Annotated in this window: 17 protein-coding genes; 6 read left to right on the forward strand and 11 right to left on the reverse strand. The window is 40.6% G+C overall.

What is annotated here, in order from left to right; all coding sequences use genetic code 11:
• Positions 1-514 (reverse strand): hypothetical protein (locus tag ACQ93I_RS16605; protein WP_431699499.1); only part of this gene is annotated, 514 nt, incomplete at its 3' end.
• Between the two features lie 861 nt (positions 515-1,375).
• On the opposite strand from ACQ93I_RS16605, the gene ACQ93I_RS16610 reads away from it, so the two are divergent.
• Entirely contained in the window at positions 1,376-1,609 is a 234-nt protein-coding gene (locus tag ACQ93I_RS16610; RefSeq protein ID WP_431699500.1) for a hypothetical protein, read from the forward strand.
• Positions 1,610-1,709: 100 nt separating this feature from the next.
• Here the strand turns inward: ACQ93I_RS16610 and ACQ93I_RS16615 are convergent, their stop codons facing one another.
• Positions 1,710-2,936, reverse strand: coding sequence for a multidrug effflux MFS transporter (locus ACQ93I_RS16615; RefSeq protein WP_431699501.1), 1,227 nt, complete (start codon positions 2,934-2,936; stop codon positions 1,710-1,712).
• Positions 2,937-3,129: 193 nt separating this feature from the next.
• Here ACQ93I_RS16615 and ACQ93I_RS16620 point away from each other — a divergent pair, with 193 nt between their 5' ends.
• Positions 3,130-3,795: a class I SAM-dependent methyltransferase gene (locus ACQ93I_RS16620; protein ID WP_431699502.1), complete on the forward strand. Its 666-nt coding sequence runs from the start codon at positions 3,130-3,132 to the stop codon at positions 3,793-3,795.
• 65 nt (positions 3,796-3,860) lie between these two features.
• On the opposite strand, the gene ACQ93I_RS16625 is transcribed toward ACQ93I_RS16620, so the two are convergent.
• The gene (locus ACQ93I_RS16625) at positions 3,861-4,196 is read right to left on the reverse strand and encodes an ArsR/SmtB family transcription factor (RefSeq protein WP_431699503.1); all 336 of its coding nucleotides are present in this window, start codon (positions 4,194-4,196) and stop codon (positions 3,861-3,863) included.
• 306 nt (positions 4,197-4,502) lie between these two features.
• On the opposite strand from ACQ93I_RS16625, the gene ACQ93I_RS16630 reads away from it, so the two are divergent.
• Both ACQ93I_RS16630 and ACQ93I_RS16635 read left to right on the forward strand, forming a co-directional pair.
• On the forward strand, positions 4,503-7,139 hold the full coding sequence (locus ACQ93I_RS16630) for a PAS domain S-box protein (RefSeq protein ID WP_431699504.1): 2,637 nt from the start codon (positions 4,503-4,505) through the stop codon (positions 7,137-7,139).
• Positions 7,132-7,509 carry a response regulator gene (locus ACQ93I_RS16635; protein WP_431699505.1) on the forward strand — a complete coding sequence of 126 codons (378 nt, stop codon included), beginning with the start codon at positions 7,132-7,134 and terminating at the stop codon, positions 7,507-7,509. Before ACQ93I_RS16630 ends, ACQ93I_RS16635 begins: the two co-directional genes overlap by 8 nt.
• A gap of 462 nt (positions 7,510-7,971) precedes the next feature.
• Here ACQ93I_RS16635 and ACQ93I_RS16640 read toward each other — a convergent pair whose 3' ends face one another.
• From ACQ93I_RS16640 to ACQ93I_RS16650, 3 genes are all read right to left on the reverse strand, one after another.
• Entirely contained in the window at positions 7,972-8,214 is a 243-nt protein-coding gene (locus ACQ93I_RS16640) for a hypothetical protein (protein WP_431699506.1), read from the reverse strand.
• Positions 8,215-8,401: 187 nt separating this feature from the next.
• Positions 8,402-8,641, reverse strand: a complete 240-nt coding sequence (locus tag ACQ93I_RS16645; RefSeq protein WP_431699507.1) for a hypothetical protein — start codon at positions 8,639-8,641, stop codon at positions 8,402-8,404.
• A 96-nt stretch (positions 8,642-8,737) separates the two neighbouring features.
• Entirely contained in the window at positions 8,738-9,982 is a 1,245-nt protein-coding gene (locus ACQ93I_RS16650; RefSeq protein ID WP_431699508.1) for a 3-deoxy-D-manno-octulosonic acid transferase, read from the reverse strand.
• Positions 9,983-10,066: 84 nt separating this feature from the next.
• On the opposite strand from ACQ93I_RS16650, the gene ACQ93I_RS16655 reads away from it, so the two are divergent.
• Positions 10,067-11,200 carry a DegT/DnrJ/EryC1/StrS family aminotransferase gene (locus tag ACQ93I_RS16655; protein WP_431699509.1) on the forward strand — a complete coding sequence of 378 codons (1,134 nt, stop codon included), beginning with the start codon at positions 10,067-10,069 and terminating at the stop codon, positions 11,198-11,200.
• A 157-nt stretch (positions 11,201-11,357) separates the two neighbouring features.
• Here ACQ93I_RS16655 and fabD read toward each other — a convergent pair whose 3' ends face one another.
• From fabD to ACQ93I_RS16680, 5 genes are all read right to left on the reverse strand, one after another.
• Positions 11,358-12,239: an ACP S-malonyltransferase gene (gene fabD, locus ACQ93I_RS16660; protein ID WP_266070475.1), complete on the reverse strand. Its 882-nt coding sequence runs from the start codon at positions 12,237-12,239 to the stop codon at positions 11,358-11,360.
• Between the two features lie 83 nt (positions 12,240-12,322).
• Positions 12,323-12,823 carry a pyridoxamine 5'-phosphate oxidase family protein gene (locus ACQ93I_RS16665; protein WP_431699510.1) on the reverse strand — a complete coding sequence of 167 codons (501 nt, stop codon included), beginning with the start codon at positions 12,821-12,823 and terminating at the stop codon, positions 12,323-12,325.
• A gap of 91 nt (positions 12,824-12,914) precedes the next feature.
• The gene (locus ACQ93I_RS16670; RefSeq protein WP_431699511.1) at positions 12,915-13,811 is read right to left on the reverse strand and encodes a fructosamine kinase family protein; all 897 of its coding nucleotides are present in this window, start codon (positions 13,809-13,811) and stop codon (positions 12,915-12,917) included.
• Positions 13,759-14,250 carry a dihydrofolate reductase gene (locus ACQ93I_RS16675; protein WP_431699512.1) on the reverse strand — a complete coding sequence of 164 codons (492 nt, stop codon included), beginning with the start codon at positions 14,248-14,250 and terminating at the stop codon, positions 13,759-13,761. The genes ACQ93I_RS16670 and ACQ93I_RS16675 overlap by 53 nt, the downstream gene beginning before the upstream one ends.
• Positions 14,251-14,252: 2 nt before the next feature.
• Positions 14,253-14,732, reverse strand: a complete 480-nt coding sequence (locus ACQ93I_RS16680; RefSeq protein WP_431699513.1) for a 2TM domain-containing protein — start codon at positions 14,730-14,732, stop codon at positions 14,253-14,255.
• Between the two features lie 34 nt (positions 14,733-14,766).
• Here ACQ93I_RS16680 and ACQ93I_RS16685 point away from each other — a divergent pair, with 34 nt between their 5' ends.
• Complete coding sequence (locus ACQ93I_RS16685) at positions 14,767-15,837, forward strand: aminotransferase class V-fold PLP-dependent enzyme (RefSeq protein ID WP_431699514.1); 1,071 nt, start codon at positions 14,767-14,769, stop codon at positions 15,835-15,837.
• Positions 15,838-15,874 lie beyond the last annotated feature (37 nt).

Here is a 15,874-nt window from a genome sequence, read left to right on the forward strand (position 1 = left end):
CAATAGATGCCGTAAAATCTCCTTGCTCTAAACCTTGGAGGAAATGTTTAAATTCTTTTTCCTCCTTCGTTGAAAATTTTTGCGAAACAGTTCTAATGTCTAGATTAGTAACAATATAAGAATTGTCTGGGTGTAAATCATATGAGCCATGAATCACCATGTCTGCATTTAATTTCTCACCTATAGCACGAATATTTTCTTTAGTTCTTTTATTTGGTTCTAAATCATAAAATTTTATATTCAAGCTTCTATCAAGCCTTAATTTGTTTTGAAATTCTATAAGTCGATTAAAAATTCCAGTGGAGAAGTTAGATTCAGTTGGTTGGCTAAAATTGTCAAAAGGAAAAACGAGGATATTAATAACTCCCTCTGAACTAATGAATTTTTTATTCATTTCCTTTCCTTCATTATATTCTTTCCAATATTCTTTAATACGAGAACCTGATTCGATCATGGCTCCTAGTGAACCACAAAAAACTAAGATTGCTATTACAAGTTTTAGTTCTACGGCCATTTTATCTCTCTTTTTTTTGATAATTCATTAATATTTTCCTGGTGAATTGATCAGCTTAAATAACTGGCATGAAGATATATAATCTTGACGTTCTTAATTAACCCAAGCCCAATATTTTCGAAATTTATTATAGGAAAACAGGCTAATAATAAGACGAAATGCATAAAACCAGACTCAAGTAATCTGGATGTGAAGAAAATAACGCAGGATGGTATTTTTGAGAATTAGTAAATAAAATTCAATAATTATTTAGAGCGACATTTTATTACCTGATACTTTATAGGTTTCTCAGGAGTTAAACAAAAATCTAAAATTTTTTATAAATCATTTATAAGGGAAAAACTATAAAGGGAAATTATACCTTAAGAGGATACCTTTTGCTTCAAATAAAGTTCTTTTTCTACCAGCCTGCTATATGTAGTTTTCAGGGGACCCCAAAGTAAAGAGCTACTTGCTTTTGGGAAAAATTAAATAGAAGGTTTCCAAAAAGATATGTTGTAGATAAGCTATCATGTCTGCAGACAACAGACATGTTTGAAAATTGCTTATTTATATTTTTTACTTAAAGCCGTCAACCAATAAGAAGACGGAAGGAAAGAGATTTTTCACATCATTTATGGTTGAAATACTTCCTTCTCCTGCTGGGGAATAGAGGGCATTAAGCATTTATTTTTTCGCACATTTTCTACACAGAAAGTGTGACAAAAGATGTCGTTTAAAGGTGGAGTTTAGGAATAAGAAGTGCGAATGAAAAGTGGAATGATCGAAAACTTAAATTCTGAATTTAAAAAAAACCGGAACACTGTGGCGTCATAAATTGGCGTGAGCCCTATTTATTTTTGCGCTATAAAGGAATGAAAAATGAGAAAGCTGGAAATTACTTTAACCGAAGAACAGTATCAGCACATACAGGAAGAGATAAGATATTCCAACCGCATGCATTTATCTGAAGGTGTATTTGGAGGTTATGAACTTTGTTTGAATGAAGGGGTGCCAGATGTCTATGGAAGTACCCTGGAGATAAAAACCGCGAATAATATTGATTTAGGTGAGGTGGAGTGGAAGTTTGTCAAAACAGGAAATAAATATTATTAAGTTGTTTTACCCCTAAATACATCTCTAATTAAACTAAAAAAATTAGATCACCCAGAATGTAACTTCTCCAGATTCAACATTTAAAAAAATATTTACCTCCCTACCTGGTGATCAACACCATTGATCTTTTCTCTTTGGCCTGAAACCGGAAGAGCAGTAGAGAACTAAGGCTCAGGCAAACGAGAATTGTTAGTGCCAGCGGGAGCATGCTAATGCCGGTGAACTTACTAATGATAAAAGAAGCCACAGCACCAAGGATCATTTTTAGACTTCCTACCAAAGCTGATGCCCTTCCTGCTTTCTTTTCAAACGGATACAGGGAAAGGGCAGTAGTATTCGGATTTTGAAAGCCCAGTAGAAACAGAATCAGGAATAACAACAGGATTGTCGTATAGAAATTTCCTCCAAAAAAACTGTTTAGCACGAAGAGCATAGAAAGACCTACCAGTATTACGCTTATCACCACAGTCACTCTAAAAGTGGTGTAGCGCTTTAATACCAGCCGGTTTAGCTGACTTCCGGCTATTAATCCGGCGGCATTGAGCCCGAATAACCAGCCAAAATGGGTTTCACTCATATTAAACCTGTCCATGAACAAAACAGGGGCGTTTGAGATGTAGGCGAACATTGCACCTATGGTCAAACTCCCGGCCAGGGAAAAAGTCAGGAAAATTTTGTTTCTAAAGATTCCCCAGTACTTAGAAGTCATGTTTTTTAATTCCAGCTTGACCGATTCATCGGGAGCTACACTTTCAGGAAGAAATTTGAGGACACTAAAAAACATTAGTCCGGCTAAAACTGCCAGCACGAGGAAAATGCTATGCCAGGAAAAGTAAGCGATTACCATACCTCCCACTGTAGGGGCAATAATGGGCGCACCTCCCATGATCAACATGAGGAACGAGATAGCCCTGGCCACTTCTTCGGAAGGAAAGATATCCCGCACTACCGCTTTGGAAGCCACCATTCCTGCAGATGCTCCCACCGCAAGGAAGAAACGGGAAATGATAAGCCACATAAGGTTTGGTGAATAAAAGCAGCTCATTGCTGCGATTGCGTAGATCACCAGCCCAATGAGCAGGGGGCGCTTGCGGCCATACCTGTCCATAATAGGTCCATAAGCTAACTGCCCCAGGGCAATTCCTATAAAATAGCTGGTTAGTGAAAAGCCTACCTGGGCTTTGGTAATACTAAATTCTTCTGCGATACTCTCAAAGCCGGGAAGGTACATGTCTATGGAAAATGGCCCGAGGGCGATTAAAGTTCCCAGTACCAGGAGTATTATCTTTTCCCGCTTTTTGTCTCTTACACCATAATCTTCTTGCATCGTGCAAATTTCTGCTACAGCTGGCTTAAAACCAATTAGAATTGGAAACTTAACAAATAATTATCCGAAAAGGTTGTAGCATTGAGAATGTGTATTGATTGTGGTTTTCAATCTTTAGTGCTTCCGGGTTTTATATTTTTGTCTTACTTTGATTACTCACGCTTCTAAAGAAAAAACCTTTTTCAGCTGTTAAATGACCAAAAATAGTAAAACAAAGAAGCCATGGCCTACCAAAGATGCTATGGCGCAGATCTATGAAAACAACTTGTGGGGTGGTGATAAATCTGAATTCTACTCGGGTTCAGGCTCTCATCAACCTGAAACAGTTAATCCATATTTAGCCGTGGTATCTGCTTTTTTATCAAAATTTGAAGCTCCTCCGATGGTGTGTGACCTTGGATGTGGGGATTTTAATGTGGGTAAAGAACTGTTGAAATATTCGGGGAAGTACATTGCAGTAGACATAGTGCCAGAGCTTATAGCGCATAACAAGAAAAAGTTTAGAGCAGAAAATGTAGAGTTCTGTACCCTGGATCTTGCAAAAGAGGAATTGCCTTCGGGAGACGTTGCGATTCTAAGACAGGTTCTGCAACATTTATCGAATGAGGAAATAAAAAGCGTGGTACAAAAATTATACGGTTTTAAATATGTCATTCTAACCGAGCACATACCGGAAGAAGATTTTGAACCTAATAAGGATATTATCTCCGGGCAGGGTACCCGATTAAAAAAACAGAGTGGCGTTGTCCTTTCCGCATCACCGTTTAATTTTCAGGCCAGGGAAGAAAAACAATTGTTGTCTGTTCAATCTCCGGGATTTAAAGGAGTTTTAGTAACTACTTTGTATAAGCTTAAGTAAAGCCGGGGGAGATCTTAACCAGAAACTGCCACTAATATTGCAAACAGTTGTTCCTGTCGGCTAGTTTAGCAACAGTCATTTGAAGAAGGAGCTTCAAATTTGTTGAAGAGGCCGTTAAACTTCTCCTGGATTTCCTTCCATCGCTGCGGGTTGATGCAATAGCATACCTTTGTGCCTTCAATAGTTCCCTGTATGATGCCAACATCTTTTAGTTCGCGTAAGTGCTGACTTATAGTTGCCTGCGCCAGGCCCAGTTCATTTACCAAATCTCCATTAAAGCAGGTGTTCGACTTTAGCAGGAATTCAATAATGGCGATCCTGGCGGGATGAGCCAGTGCTTTGGCGGCCAGTGCCACATCGTTTTGAGCTTCTGTGAAGAGGTCGCTTTTCGTTACTCCCATTTTTTACATTTTACATTGATCATATGTACATCAAAATCATATTTAAGTGCACCCGGAGCCACAATAATTTCCCGACTTTTTTTGTAAATGATGTCGGACAGCCAATTTACCTAATCTATTGTAATATTACGATATAAATTATGCTTGCAAATAAAAATGTCAAGGAAGTTTCTGTACTTGGGGAGAAGTCTTTAGAGAAATATAAATGTTTCTGTGCTATAACTTTAATTTAAATTTTGAGATTTCTTTTGTACAATAGCATCCCGAAAAGTTTATTTTAGCTTTTTCCTAACGAATATCTTTTTTATGAAGAGTAGCCAGGTTCCTTTTAAGGAAGATCCTGAACAGATTGAATATGCCAAAAATATCCTCATTTCCCTGCGCGATCCTGTTGTGGTGATCAATGAAGAGGGAAGGATACTGGCCGCGACTCGCAAAATGTATGAGGTTTTTGAAACGCCTCCTGTTACTCTTGAAGGAATGAACCTTCTGTCTTTACTTGAAGATAAGAAGGAGTCTTCGCGAATTCCCGAACTTCTGGAGACCTTAAGAACTTCAGAAGAGGCGGTTAAAGATTTTCCGGTTCTATTATCTTCAGCCAGCCTTAAAAGGCATCGTTTTTCAATTAATGCAAATCGGCTGCCCCTTTATAATCAAAAGGTTTGTTTTCTTGTGTGTTTTACCGAAGTGCATATTCTTCCCGACGGAAATATTGACTACCGTAAATTGTTGCATGAAGTACTTTCTGAAGCACCTGCTTTAATTTGTACTCTGAGAGGGAAGGACCATATTTTTGAACTCGCTAATCACAAATACCAGGACCTCTTGGAATTTCGTGAAATTATAGGTAAATCTGTCAAAGAAGTTCTTCCTGAAGTAGAGAATCAGGGCTTTATAAAAATGCTTGATGGGGTGTACAATACTGGCAAAGCCTTTATTGGTAAAGAAATAAGCCTTGATCTTAAGGGGGAGAATGGGGGGAAAACTGTGATGCTCGATTTTGTGTATCAGCCCATAAAAGATGCAGCCGGAAATGTGGAGGGAATTTTTGTTCATGCCATAGACGTCACCGAAAAAGTGCTTAACCGTCAAAGCCTGGAGAACAGTGAAAAAGAACTGCGAAATGTCATTGATACTGTACCGGTAATTATTTGGATCACCAATCCGCTGGGAGAAGGAAGTTATCTTAATAAAGAATGGTTTCAGTATACCGGGCAAACCAGGAAGGAGTCTTTGGGTGCGGGATGGCTGGAGGCGTTACACCCTGAAGATCGTAATGGGTTATATAAAAAATTCCTTGAGGCGCACCGGGAGCAAAAAGAATATCAAGCAAAATTCAGGCTTCGGAATAAAAACGGTTCCTATAGGTGGGTCATGGATCGTGGCCGACCCAAATGGACTTCTGAAGGAGAATTTGAAGGCCTCATAGGTACTGTTACCGATGTGCACGATGATCATCTCAAAGAACAGGTAATAAAGGAGAATGAGCATCGTATTCGCTCTATAGTAGAACAGGCAACTGTAGCCACGGCTGTGTATACGGGAAGAGAAATGACGATAGAACTAGCTAACGATGCCATGATCGATCTTTGGGGAAAGACACGCGAGGTAGTGGGCAAACCGCTGCGGGAGGCGCTTCCCGAACTTGAAGGGCAGCCTTTTCACGACCTGCTGGACAAAGTTTTTACCACAGGAGAGACTTACTGGGGGAAAGAAGACAGGGTAGACCTTATGCGAAATGGCATCATGGAAACCGGTTACTATAATTTTACTTATAAACCTCTGCGGAATGAGGAAGGGGAGATCATAGGCATCCTCAATATGGGGCTTAATGTTACCGAAATGGTCGAGTCAAAAACACTTCTGAAGGAGAGGGAGCGCCATTTTAAACTGATGGCCGATCTTATGCCGGGGAAGGTTATTAATACAGATGCCAATGGGAAACCTATCTTCTTCAATCAAAATTGGTATGACTTTGTAGATCTTGATTTTGAACAGTTAAAGGAGTATAGCTGGGAGAACTTTATTCATCCTTCCGAAGAAAACGAGGTAAGAAAAAAATGGAGCCATTCCCTTAAAACCGGGAAGACCTTTGAAATGCAGTTAAGGCTTAGGGACAAAGACGGGAATTACTTGTGGCACCTAAGTCGGAATGAAGCGGTTAAAGGAGAGAATGGAGAAATAACGATGTGGATTGGTATAAGCACCGAAATACAAAGGCTTAAGGAAGAAGAAAAAAGAAAAGAAGATTTTCTCAAGATGGTGAGCCATGAACTAAAAACTCCCGTAACTTCTATTAAGGGCTATGTGCAGCTCTTGCTTAACCTGCTTGAAAAGTATAAACTGGAGATCCCCGGTAATGTTCCGCTTAAGCCGTCCCTTGAGCGTATAGATAACCAGATTGTGCGCCTCACAAGGCTCATTGCTGAAATTCTTGATCTGTCAAGGCTCGAAGAAAACAAACTGGAGCTAAAAGAAGAGGTCTTTGATCTCAACGAAATGGTAGAGCAAACCATCCAGGATATAAAGCTTACCAATACACAGCACCAAATGGAGATTTTCCACTCCCATAGGGCTCGTGTATTTGCCGATAAAGACAGGATAGGGCAGGTGCTTATTAATTTTATCACCAATGCCATCAAATATTCACCCGACAGCCAGTACATCCAGATTCACGTTATAAAAGTAGGTTTAGATAAGGTGGCGGTGAGTGTAAGGGATAAAGGAATAGGTATTGATGCAAAATTCCATAGGAATATCTTTAAAAGGTTCTATAGAATAGGAGTGGAAAGTAAAGAGACCTACTCAGGGTTTGGAATAGGTTTGTATCTTGCCAATGAAATTGTTGAGCGCCACAACGGCTATATAGAAGTAAAAAGTAAAATAGGGGAAGGTTCAGACTTTAGTTTTGTGCTTCTTGAAAATAAACAGGAAAATGAATAAAAAGAAGATACTGGTTGTCGATGATGACTCCGGAATAGGGGAAATGCTCAAGACACTTCTCGAGTTTTACGATTATGACGTTATTGTTACGGCAAGACCTGAAGAGACTGAAAAGCTTATTCTTGAAGAAAAAATCGATTTGGTGATGCTGGACATGCTGATATCCGGCGTTAACGGTACCGATGTTTGTGCCCGTCTCCGAAGTAATCCCGAATTAAAAGATACTCCGGTGCTCATGATGTCTGCCCTGCATGATGCCGGTGCAAAGTGTAAGGAAGCGGGGGCAAATGATTTTATAGCCAAACCTTTTGAAATGGATGACCTTGTGGAAAAGATACAATCAATCCTGGGGCAAAAAGTGGCAAATTAAGGAGGTGATTTTCTGCGGAAAACTTAACGGAACGAATATTCTAATTTCGATTCCGGCTGAAGTAGTCTGCTTCAATATTAAAGTGCAGAGGTGCTGACTATATGCCTTTTCCTCACGAGCAGGCCTAAAAATGACATTTTAAGATGCAGTTTCCGATGCATCTGAGAAATTCGGATAAACAGGATCATACAGCTGCTACTTTTTAGGGATTTTCAGTGTAAAAAGTGGGTTTTATGTCTCATTTTTCGCTTCGGAAGCTCTGATTTTTATGCTTCAGCGATAAATGGAACTTCAGAAATAAAGTAGGTCAAAGAAAATGTAAATCTTCTGGTTTTGAGTGCTTTAATTTTTATTTAAATGGGAAAAAGGTATTCGAAAATGCCATTTTTGACACTTTATATTTTTTGCTTTATAAAAAAAGCTGCTCAGGGGCAGCTTTTTAGGTAGTTATTCATAGTAGCATTATTGCTGCTCCGGTTCTTCCTGCTGAATGTGATCATCGGTTTCGTGAATCTCTTCATCAATCTCCCTTTTTACATTTTCAGCACCTTTTTCTACCTCTTCGGCAGCACGCCTGGTTCCGTCTTCAATATCTTCACCAATTGCCTCTACAGCATCCTTGGTTTTGTCTTGCGTAGATTCCCTACAGGAAAAGGTCGTTAAGACCATTCCGGCAACTGCAAGGCTTAAAATTATTTTTTTCATACTCCCTTTATCAAATTAAAAGAGGCTGTCTAAAAAGCTAGAGTAGGGTCTTCCTGATTTTACTTCAGAATCTAAAAAAATCTCATTCAAGATTTCAACAGAACCTGAAAATATGCTCAGGTTGACACAAACACGGCTTTTTAGGCAGCCCTTTAAAGTCTTTAAAGAAAATTTTTAAAGAAAAAGTCTACTGAATATCGTCAGTGTCGTTAATTTCTTCTTCAATTTCCTGCTCAGTCTGTTCTCCAGCCTGCTCTATTTCATCTCCTGCTTCTTCAAGACCAGACTCGATGTCATTTCCTGTTTCTTCAAGATCAGTTTCTACTTCTTCCATGTTAGTTTCTACATTCTCTTCTGTAGTTTCTCTACAAGAGTAGATAGAAAGAGTAAATGCAGCTACAAGCAATCCTAAAAATAATTTTTTCATGTTAGTATGTTTAATTAGTTGGAACAAATTTAAACTATTTTTTATATATGCAAAACACACTTTCAATAAACTCCTGCTCATGGTGTTAAAGCGAGGTTATTTTTCTTTATTTTTTAAGAAATAATTATAAATTTTATTTGTGGCGCCTTTGTTTTTTTCAATAAAAGCAACTGAATTTTCACCTGCTTTTTCTCTGAAGTCCCTGTCACTAATGAGCTTATCAAGAATCTCATTCGCTTCGGCGCTGTTTTTTACTGAGAAGAGTCCCCCGGCTTCCTTAAGCTTTCCGGCTTCAGGAAATTTTTCAAAATTTTGTCCAATGACCACCGGAACACCAAAAGCTGCGGGTTCGAGTATATTGTGCAAACCGGTGTTGCCGGCCGCACCTCCTACATAGGCAATGTGGGCGTAGCTGTAGATCTTCGTCAACAGGCCAACCGTATCAATGATCAATACATTGGCGTCTTTTAAAGTTTTACCTTCTTTTTCTGAAAACAGTAATGAATCTTCCTCCAACTTTGACTGTAAACTCTTTATTTTTTCTGGTTTTATGGCGTGCGGGGCAATAATAACCTTCACCTCATTATGATTCCTGTGGATAAAATCAATAATAAGGTCTTCGTCTTCGGGCCATGTACTTCCCGCGACTATGCAGAGGTGATCGCCTACAAACTCTTCAACAAAATCCAGGTGATTGTCCTGCTGTAGTTGTGCGTACACTCTGTCAAAACGGGTGTCGCCGCTCACGCTGCAGTTATCAAAGCCTATTTGCTGCAAGAGCTGTTTTGATCTTTCATTCTGAACAAAAAAGAATTCAAAGGCTTTAAGGTACTTCCGCATCCACTTTCCGTAGGACTTAAAAAACACCTGATTTTCCCTGAAAGCACCTGAAATTAAAAGACTCCTTAGATCTCTCTTTTTTAGCTCTTTTAAGAAGTTGGGCCAGAATTCATATTTGATGAACAGCGCCCAGTCTGGATGAACTATATTCAGGAATTTTTCAGCATTTGCAGGGGTGTCCAGCGGGAGGTAGGTCACCACATGGGCCAGCGAATTATTCTTCTTTACTTCAAAACCTGAAGGGGAGAAGAAGCTTAAAACGATCTTATGTGTGGGGAATAATTCTTTTAATTTGATAATAACCGGTACTGCCTGTTCATATTCTCCCAGGGAAGCGGCGTGAATCCAGATAGTTTTATCGGTGGGGGCAATTTGTGCAGCCAGACTCTCAAAAAGGCCTTTTCTGCCCTGGCTAAATTTCCCAAGCTTTTCATTGTACCTGCCGGCCAGGGGAAGTAGTAAATCTGTAGCTTTAATTGCTATGTTATAGAGATAGTGCAAATGGGGTATTTTGAGTGCTAAATTAAGAAATTACCATTGGGAATACTGGCATTCTTCGTATTTTCGTAAGCCTAACTTTTTAAGATGAAAAAATTACAAATGGTTGACCTTAAGGGTCAATACGAGAAAATAAAAGATACAGTTACTCAGTCGATGTTAGAAGTTATTGATACCACTGCATTTATCAATGGCCCCGAAGTTCACGCTTTTCAGAAAGAATTGGAAGAGTATCTGGATGTGAAACATGTGATTCCCTGTGCCAATGGTACAGACGCTTTGCAAATTGCCATGATGGGCCTTGGTTTGAAACCAGGTGATGAGGTGATTACTGCCGACTTTACTTTTGCGGCAACGGTAGAGGTCATTGCCTTGCTACAGCTTACGCCTGTACTGGTTGATGTGGAGCCAGATACTTTCAACATAGACCCTGAAGCCATTAAAAAAGCAATCACACCAAATACTAAAGCAATAGTGCCGGTACACCTTTTTGGGCAGGCGGCAAACATGGATGAAATTATGGAAATTGCACGGGAGCACGATCTTTATGTGATTGAAGACAATGCCCAGGCTATAGGTGCAAATTATCACTTTAAAGATGGTGCAACAAAAAAGGCCGGTGCAATAGGCCATGTGGCATCCACGTCTTTTTTTCCTTCTAAAAATTTAGGATGTTACGGTGACGGTGGTGCTATTTTTACTAATGATGATAAGCTGGCCCACACTATTAGAGGGATTGTGAATCACGGGATGTATGAACGTTACCATCACGATGTGGTAGGAGTGAACTCCAGGCTTGACAGTTTACAGGCTGCAGTATTGCGGGTGAAACTTCCTCAACTAGATCAATATAACAAGGCACGGCAGGAGGCTGCGCAAAAATATACCGCGGCTTTACAAAATGTAGAAGGGGTGACAGTCCCTTACACCGAAGGAGCTGCTGATACTAACGTTTACCACCAGTACACCATAAAAATTGCGGACGGAAAAAGAGATGCTTTGGCTAAACACCTTTCAGAAAAAGGTATTCCCTTCGGGATTTATTATCCCATCCCACTCCACAGCCAAAAGGCTTATAAAGATGACCGGTACAGGGAAGAAGATTTCACGGTGACCAATCAACTGGTAGAAGAGGTGATCTCACTGCCCATGCATACCGAATTGGATGATGAGCAAATTACCTTTATTACAGAGACTATTGCTGATTTTCTAAAGAAGTAGTTCTTTATGAGATCCTGCCTTAGGGCAACAAAAAAACCCGGAGCTAAAAGCTCCGGGTTTTTTATATATATAAATATAAATTAGAAGTTTCTTTGGTTAGCATTTCCAACCCGCAACAATTCTCAACCTGCATCCTGCAACCTGCACCTTGCAACTACTATACTTCCGCAGATCTTACTTCGGCACTTCGGTCTATCTTCTTTACCAGTCCCTGTAACACTTTACCTGGTCCTACTTCAATGAATTCTGAAGCACCGTCTTTGATCATATTCTGCACACTCTGTGTCCATTTTACAGGAGCCGTTAACTGAAAGATCAGGTTTTTCTTGATTTCGGCACTATCGGTTACCGCAAAAGTCGAAACATTTTGATAGATAGGACAAACTGGTTTATGAAATTCAGTTTCTTCTATGGCTGCCGCCAGCTCCTCTCTTGCCGGTTCCATAAGGGGCGAATGAAAAGCTCCTCCCACAGGAAGGATCATGGCCCTTTTAGCACCTCTTTCCTTTAATTCTTCACATGCTTTTTCCACCGCCAGCAGGTCTCCCGAAATTACCAGTTGCCCGGGGCAATTGTAATTTGCGGCAACCACTGTACCTTTAATATCGGCACAAATCGCTTCCACGAGGTGATCTTCAAGACCCAAAACTGCAGCCATTGTAGACTCCTCCAGTTCACAGGCCTTTTGCATAGCCAGTGCTCTTTTGGAAACCAGCTTCAGGGCATCTTCAAATTTTAATGTACCATTTGCAACCAGGGCCGAAAACTCTCCCAAAGAGTGCCCCGCAACCATATCTGGTTTAAAGGTATCGCCTAACACCTTAGACAGGATTACCGAATGAAGAAATATTGCAGGCTGGGTCACCTTTGTCTTTTTAAGGTCTTCAGCGGTTCCTTCAAACATGGTTTGAGTTATAGAGAACCCAAGAATATCATTGGCTTTTTCAAAAAGTTCTTTCGCTAGTGGGGACTTCTCGTAGAGATCCTGTCCCATTCCTGTGAATTGGGCTCCCTGTCCCGGAAATACGTATGCTTTCATAACTTTAGTGATTAGGCTGCAAAATTAAGAAAATAAAAAATCCTTACAGCAAAGCTGTAAGGATTCCTAATATGTTAAGCGGATTAAAGGTCTAATTTGCCTTTTTCACCCACATCCTGTTTCTCACCGGTTAAAGCCCCTATGCCCATTTTAAATAGAGTGACATATTTATTGGTTTTACTATCCCAAAAGTAGGCCTCTACAGGTTTCACCTTTATTGCCGTGAGGTTGGGGTCATCTACGCCGTCAAACCAGTTATCGGAAGTTGAACTGTAAAGATCTTCCAGTATTTTTTTGTCTTGGGTGATCTCTGCTTCTCCATAGAGCGTAACAAATTCGTTATCATCGGCGTCACTGTATAATAGGTGTACCTGTTCGTTGATCTGCAGGTTTTTATTGTGTTCACTATTACCTGCACTCACAAACCAGATGTTTCCGTTATCATCAATTTTTTTTGTCCTCATGGGAATGGCGTTGATGGGCCTTTTTTCAAGACCAGTAACCATCATCGCTACCTTGATGTCGTCTACCAGTTCCCTTAGTTTCTTCCACGATTCTTCTTTATTTAGATTTTCTGTGCTCATATCTTATTTTAATTTAACTATTTAAATATAAAATAATTAGCGCCCTATGTGCACTAAAGAACTCCTAAAAGAAGAGCGCGGGCTGTTAAGATTATGAAAAGCGACGGATTATTTCCTCAACCTGCGGAAGGTAACTGCGGCCAAAAATGTTGAGGTGAACCAGGAGATAATAAAGTTGCCAAAGGGGAATTCGATTTTCCCACCCCGGTTCAAGCGGAAAATGATCATTGTAAATTTCAAATACTTCTGAAGGAAAACCACCAAACAGCTGCATTATGGCAAGGTCCATTTCCCTTGGCCCAAAACAGACTGCAGGATCTATAAGGCAGGGCAGGCCTTCGTCATTGGTAATATAATTTCCACTCCATAGATCTCCGTGGAGCAGGGCAGGCTCTTCCTGCGGAATTTCTTCTGAAATATTCCTGTAAAATCCTGAAAAATCGCCCAGCGAAAAGCCTCTTTCTGAAGCCATCTTCACCTGCGGTTCCAACCGCTGACTCACATAAAAACCGGCTGCCGATGTCGATCTTTCATTGTGTTGTGGCAGGCTGCCAATATAATTGGATGTCGCAAAGCCGAAGGTTTCAGCAGAAGTTTTATGAAGTTGGGAAAGCTGCTCCCCAAATACCTTCCAAAAATGCCCTTTTTGAGACTCTTCTTTTTTGTATTCCAGTAGGAGGTAAGCCTTATCACCAACTTCTCCGAGACCAAAAACAGCCGGTACATCAAAAGCATTTGCCTGCTTCAGGGTTTCCAGTCCCTGTTTTTCGGCTGCGAACATTCCGGGGAATTTGTGGGCAGAGTTAACCTTCACCACTTTTTTTCCTTCCGAAGTATTTATAAGGTACACCTGGTTGATGCTGCCGCCGGCAAGAGAATCGATGCTTTTTACGTTAAAGCCATGGCTGCTTGCCAGTTCGTGTATGACCTGTTGATCATTTGACACGTTCGTAGGTGAGGTAGGTGAAAGCGTACTTGTGGCGCTCATCTGCAGGGTGTTCTTCTTTTGCCACCAGTTTCCAGTTCTTCTCATCAAAATCGGGAAAGTGGGTATCGGCGTCAAAACTCCCGTGCACACGCGTGAGCTCAATGGCATCAGCTTTATCGAGAGAAAGCTTATAGATCTCACCGCCGCCAATCACAAAAGGTTGCGGATCAACTTTCGCTGCTTCGAGTGCTTTTTCGAGAGAATTTACCACGATGGTGCCTTCGGGATTGTAATCTTCCTTGCGGGTTATGATCACGTGGGTACGATTGGGAAGCAATTGAGGGAATGTCTCAAACGTCTTACGTCCCATTATAATGTAGTGGCCGGTAGTCAACTTTTTAAACCTCTTAAAATCGTCGGGCAGGTGCCACACCAGGTCTTTGTCTTTCCCCAGTTCATTGTTTTCACCTGCAGCTGCAATCAAAGTAACTTTTCCCATTTTTAAGAATTTATTGGAGCATCAGGATCAATTGGTTTTTGGGTCGTGGGCGGAATGTAGGGCTCCTCTTTTGTTGGCAGCGGATAGTCTTTTTCCACTTTCTTCTGAAGTTCGGCTATTTTCTTTTGCTGCTTCGCAACCAGTCGGTCAATCTGCTCGTTTTCCCAGTCTTTTCCGAAAAATTTATTGGTGATAAACACGTTGAAAACATGAATAAGCAGTAGCAAAACCCAGAAGATGATGGCCCATACAAACCAGTCTATCCCAAAAGGATTGATGTTGCGGCCTATGTCAAAGATCACATTGAGCAGGATCAAAACCACCGATCCAAGTAGAAAGACTATAAAATGTTGATACAATCTTCTTTTTTGCCGTGCCCGCATTTGTGCCCTTTCAATAAGTCTGCGTTGCTCCGGATCTATTTTTGAAGCACTATTCTTTTCCAGCCCCATATTTAAACGTAATTTTAGAGATATTCTCAAATTTATTGATTTTACTACGGAATCTTCCTTGTTTATGAAGAATTTTAAAAAACAGTTTCCTCTTTTAGAACAGTATACTTATCTCAATACTGCGGCTTCCGGTTTGTTGTCTGAAAATCTGCTGGAATTCAGGCAGGACCATGATCTCGACTTCCTCATTGGCGGCAGTTTATTTCGTGATAAACGTGACGCTCTCTTTCTGAAAGTAAGAAAGGCGGTGGGAGATCTGTTTGGCTGTGCACCCAATCTTGTAGTGCTTACGCCAAACTTTTCCTTCGGATTTAATACGCTACTGGAAGGAATTGACCACAGCAAAAAGGTGCTTTTGCTCAAAAATGATTATCCTTCAGTGAACTGGGCTGTAGAATCACGCGGGTTCAAGGTGTGTTATGCAGAAATTGATGAGCTCCTGGAGCACAATATTGCTGAAGCAGTTTCCCAGGAAAAGCCTGATATTTTTGCTTTCAGCCTTGTGCAGTACATCAACGGAATTAAAATAGATCCCAATTTCCTTCTGAAGCTTAAGGAAGATAATCCCGGGCTTCTCCTCTTCGCCGATGGCACCCAATACTGCGGTACCGAAAAATTCGATTTTGAAGCCTCGGCTCTTGATGTACTTGGGGCCAGTGCTTATAAGTGGCTTAATGCCGGGTACGGGAATGGATTTTTCCTCTTTAAAGAGCATATGCAGGAAAAAATTGAGTCGGGAGAATTTGAGATTAAAGACCTACAGGGAAAGAATAAGCCTCATAAGGGCAGTTTTATTGGCAAATTTGAACCAGGTCACCTCGACACCCTAAACTTCGGAAGCCTTAAAACCGCCATAGATCTTATAAAACAGGTGGGAATAGCAGAAATTGAAAACGGCATCAAAGAACTTGCTTCCGCTGCCAAAACTAAACTCAGCGAAAAAGGAGTGCTTGAATCTGCAGTGGTCAACCGGGAACTGCATTCGTCTATCTTTAACATCAGGGGAGATGATAAATTGTTTCAGAAGCTTCGTACCAACAGGATTATCTGCTCTCAACGAGGTGAGGGGATAAGAGTTAGTTTCCACTACTTCAATTCTGAAGAAGACCTGGAAAACCTGCTGAAGCAGTTATAAAAAGGGTGTCCAAAAAAGGCATTTTTTGAAAGGTTTT

It is taken from the genome of Salinimicrobium sp. WS361 (genome assembly GCF_050750585.1).
Classification (GTDB): domain Bacteria; phylum Bacteroidota; class Bacteroidia; order Flavobacteriales; family Flavobacteriaceae; genus Salinimicrobium.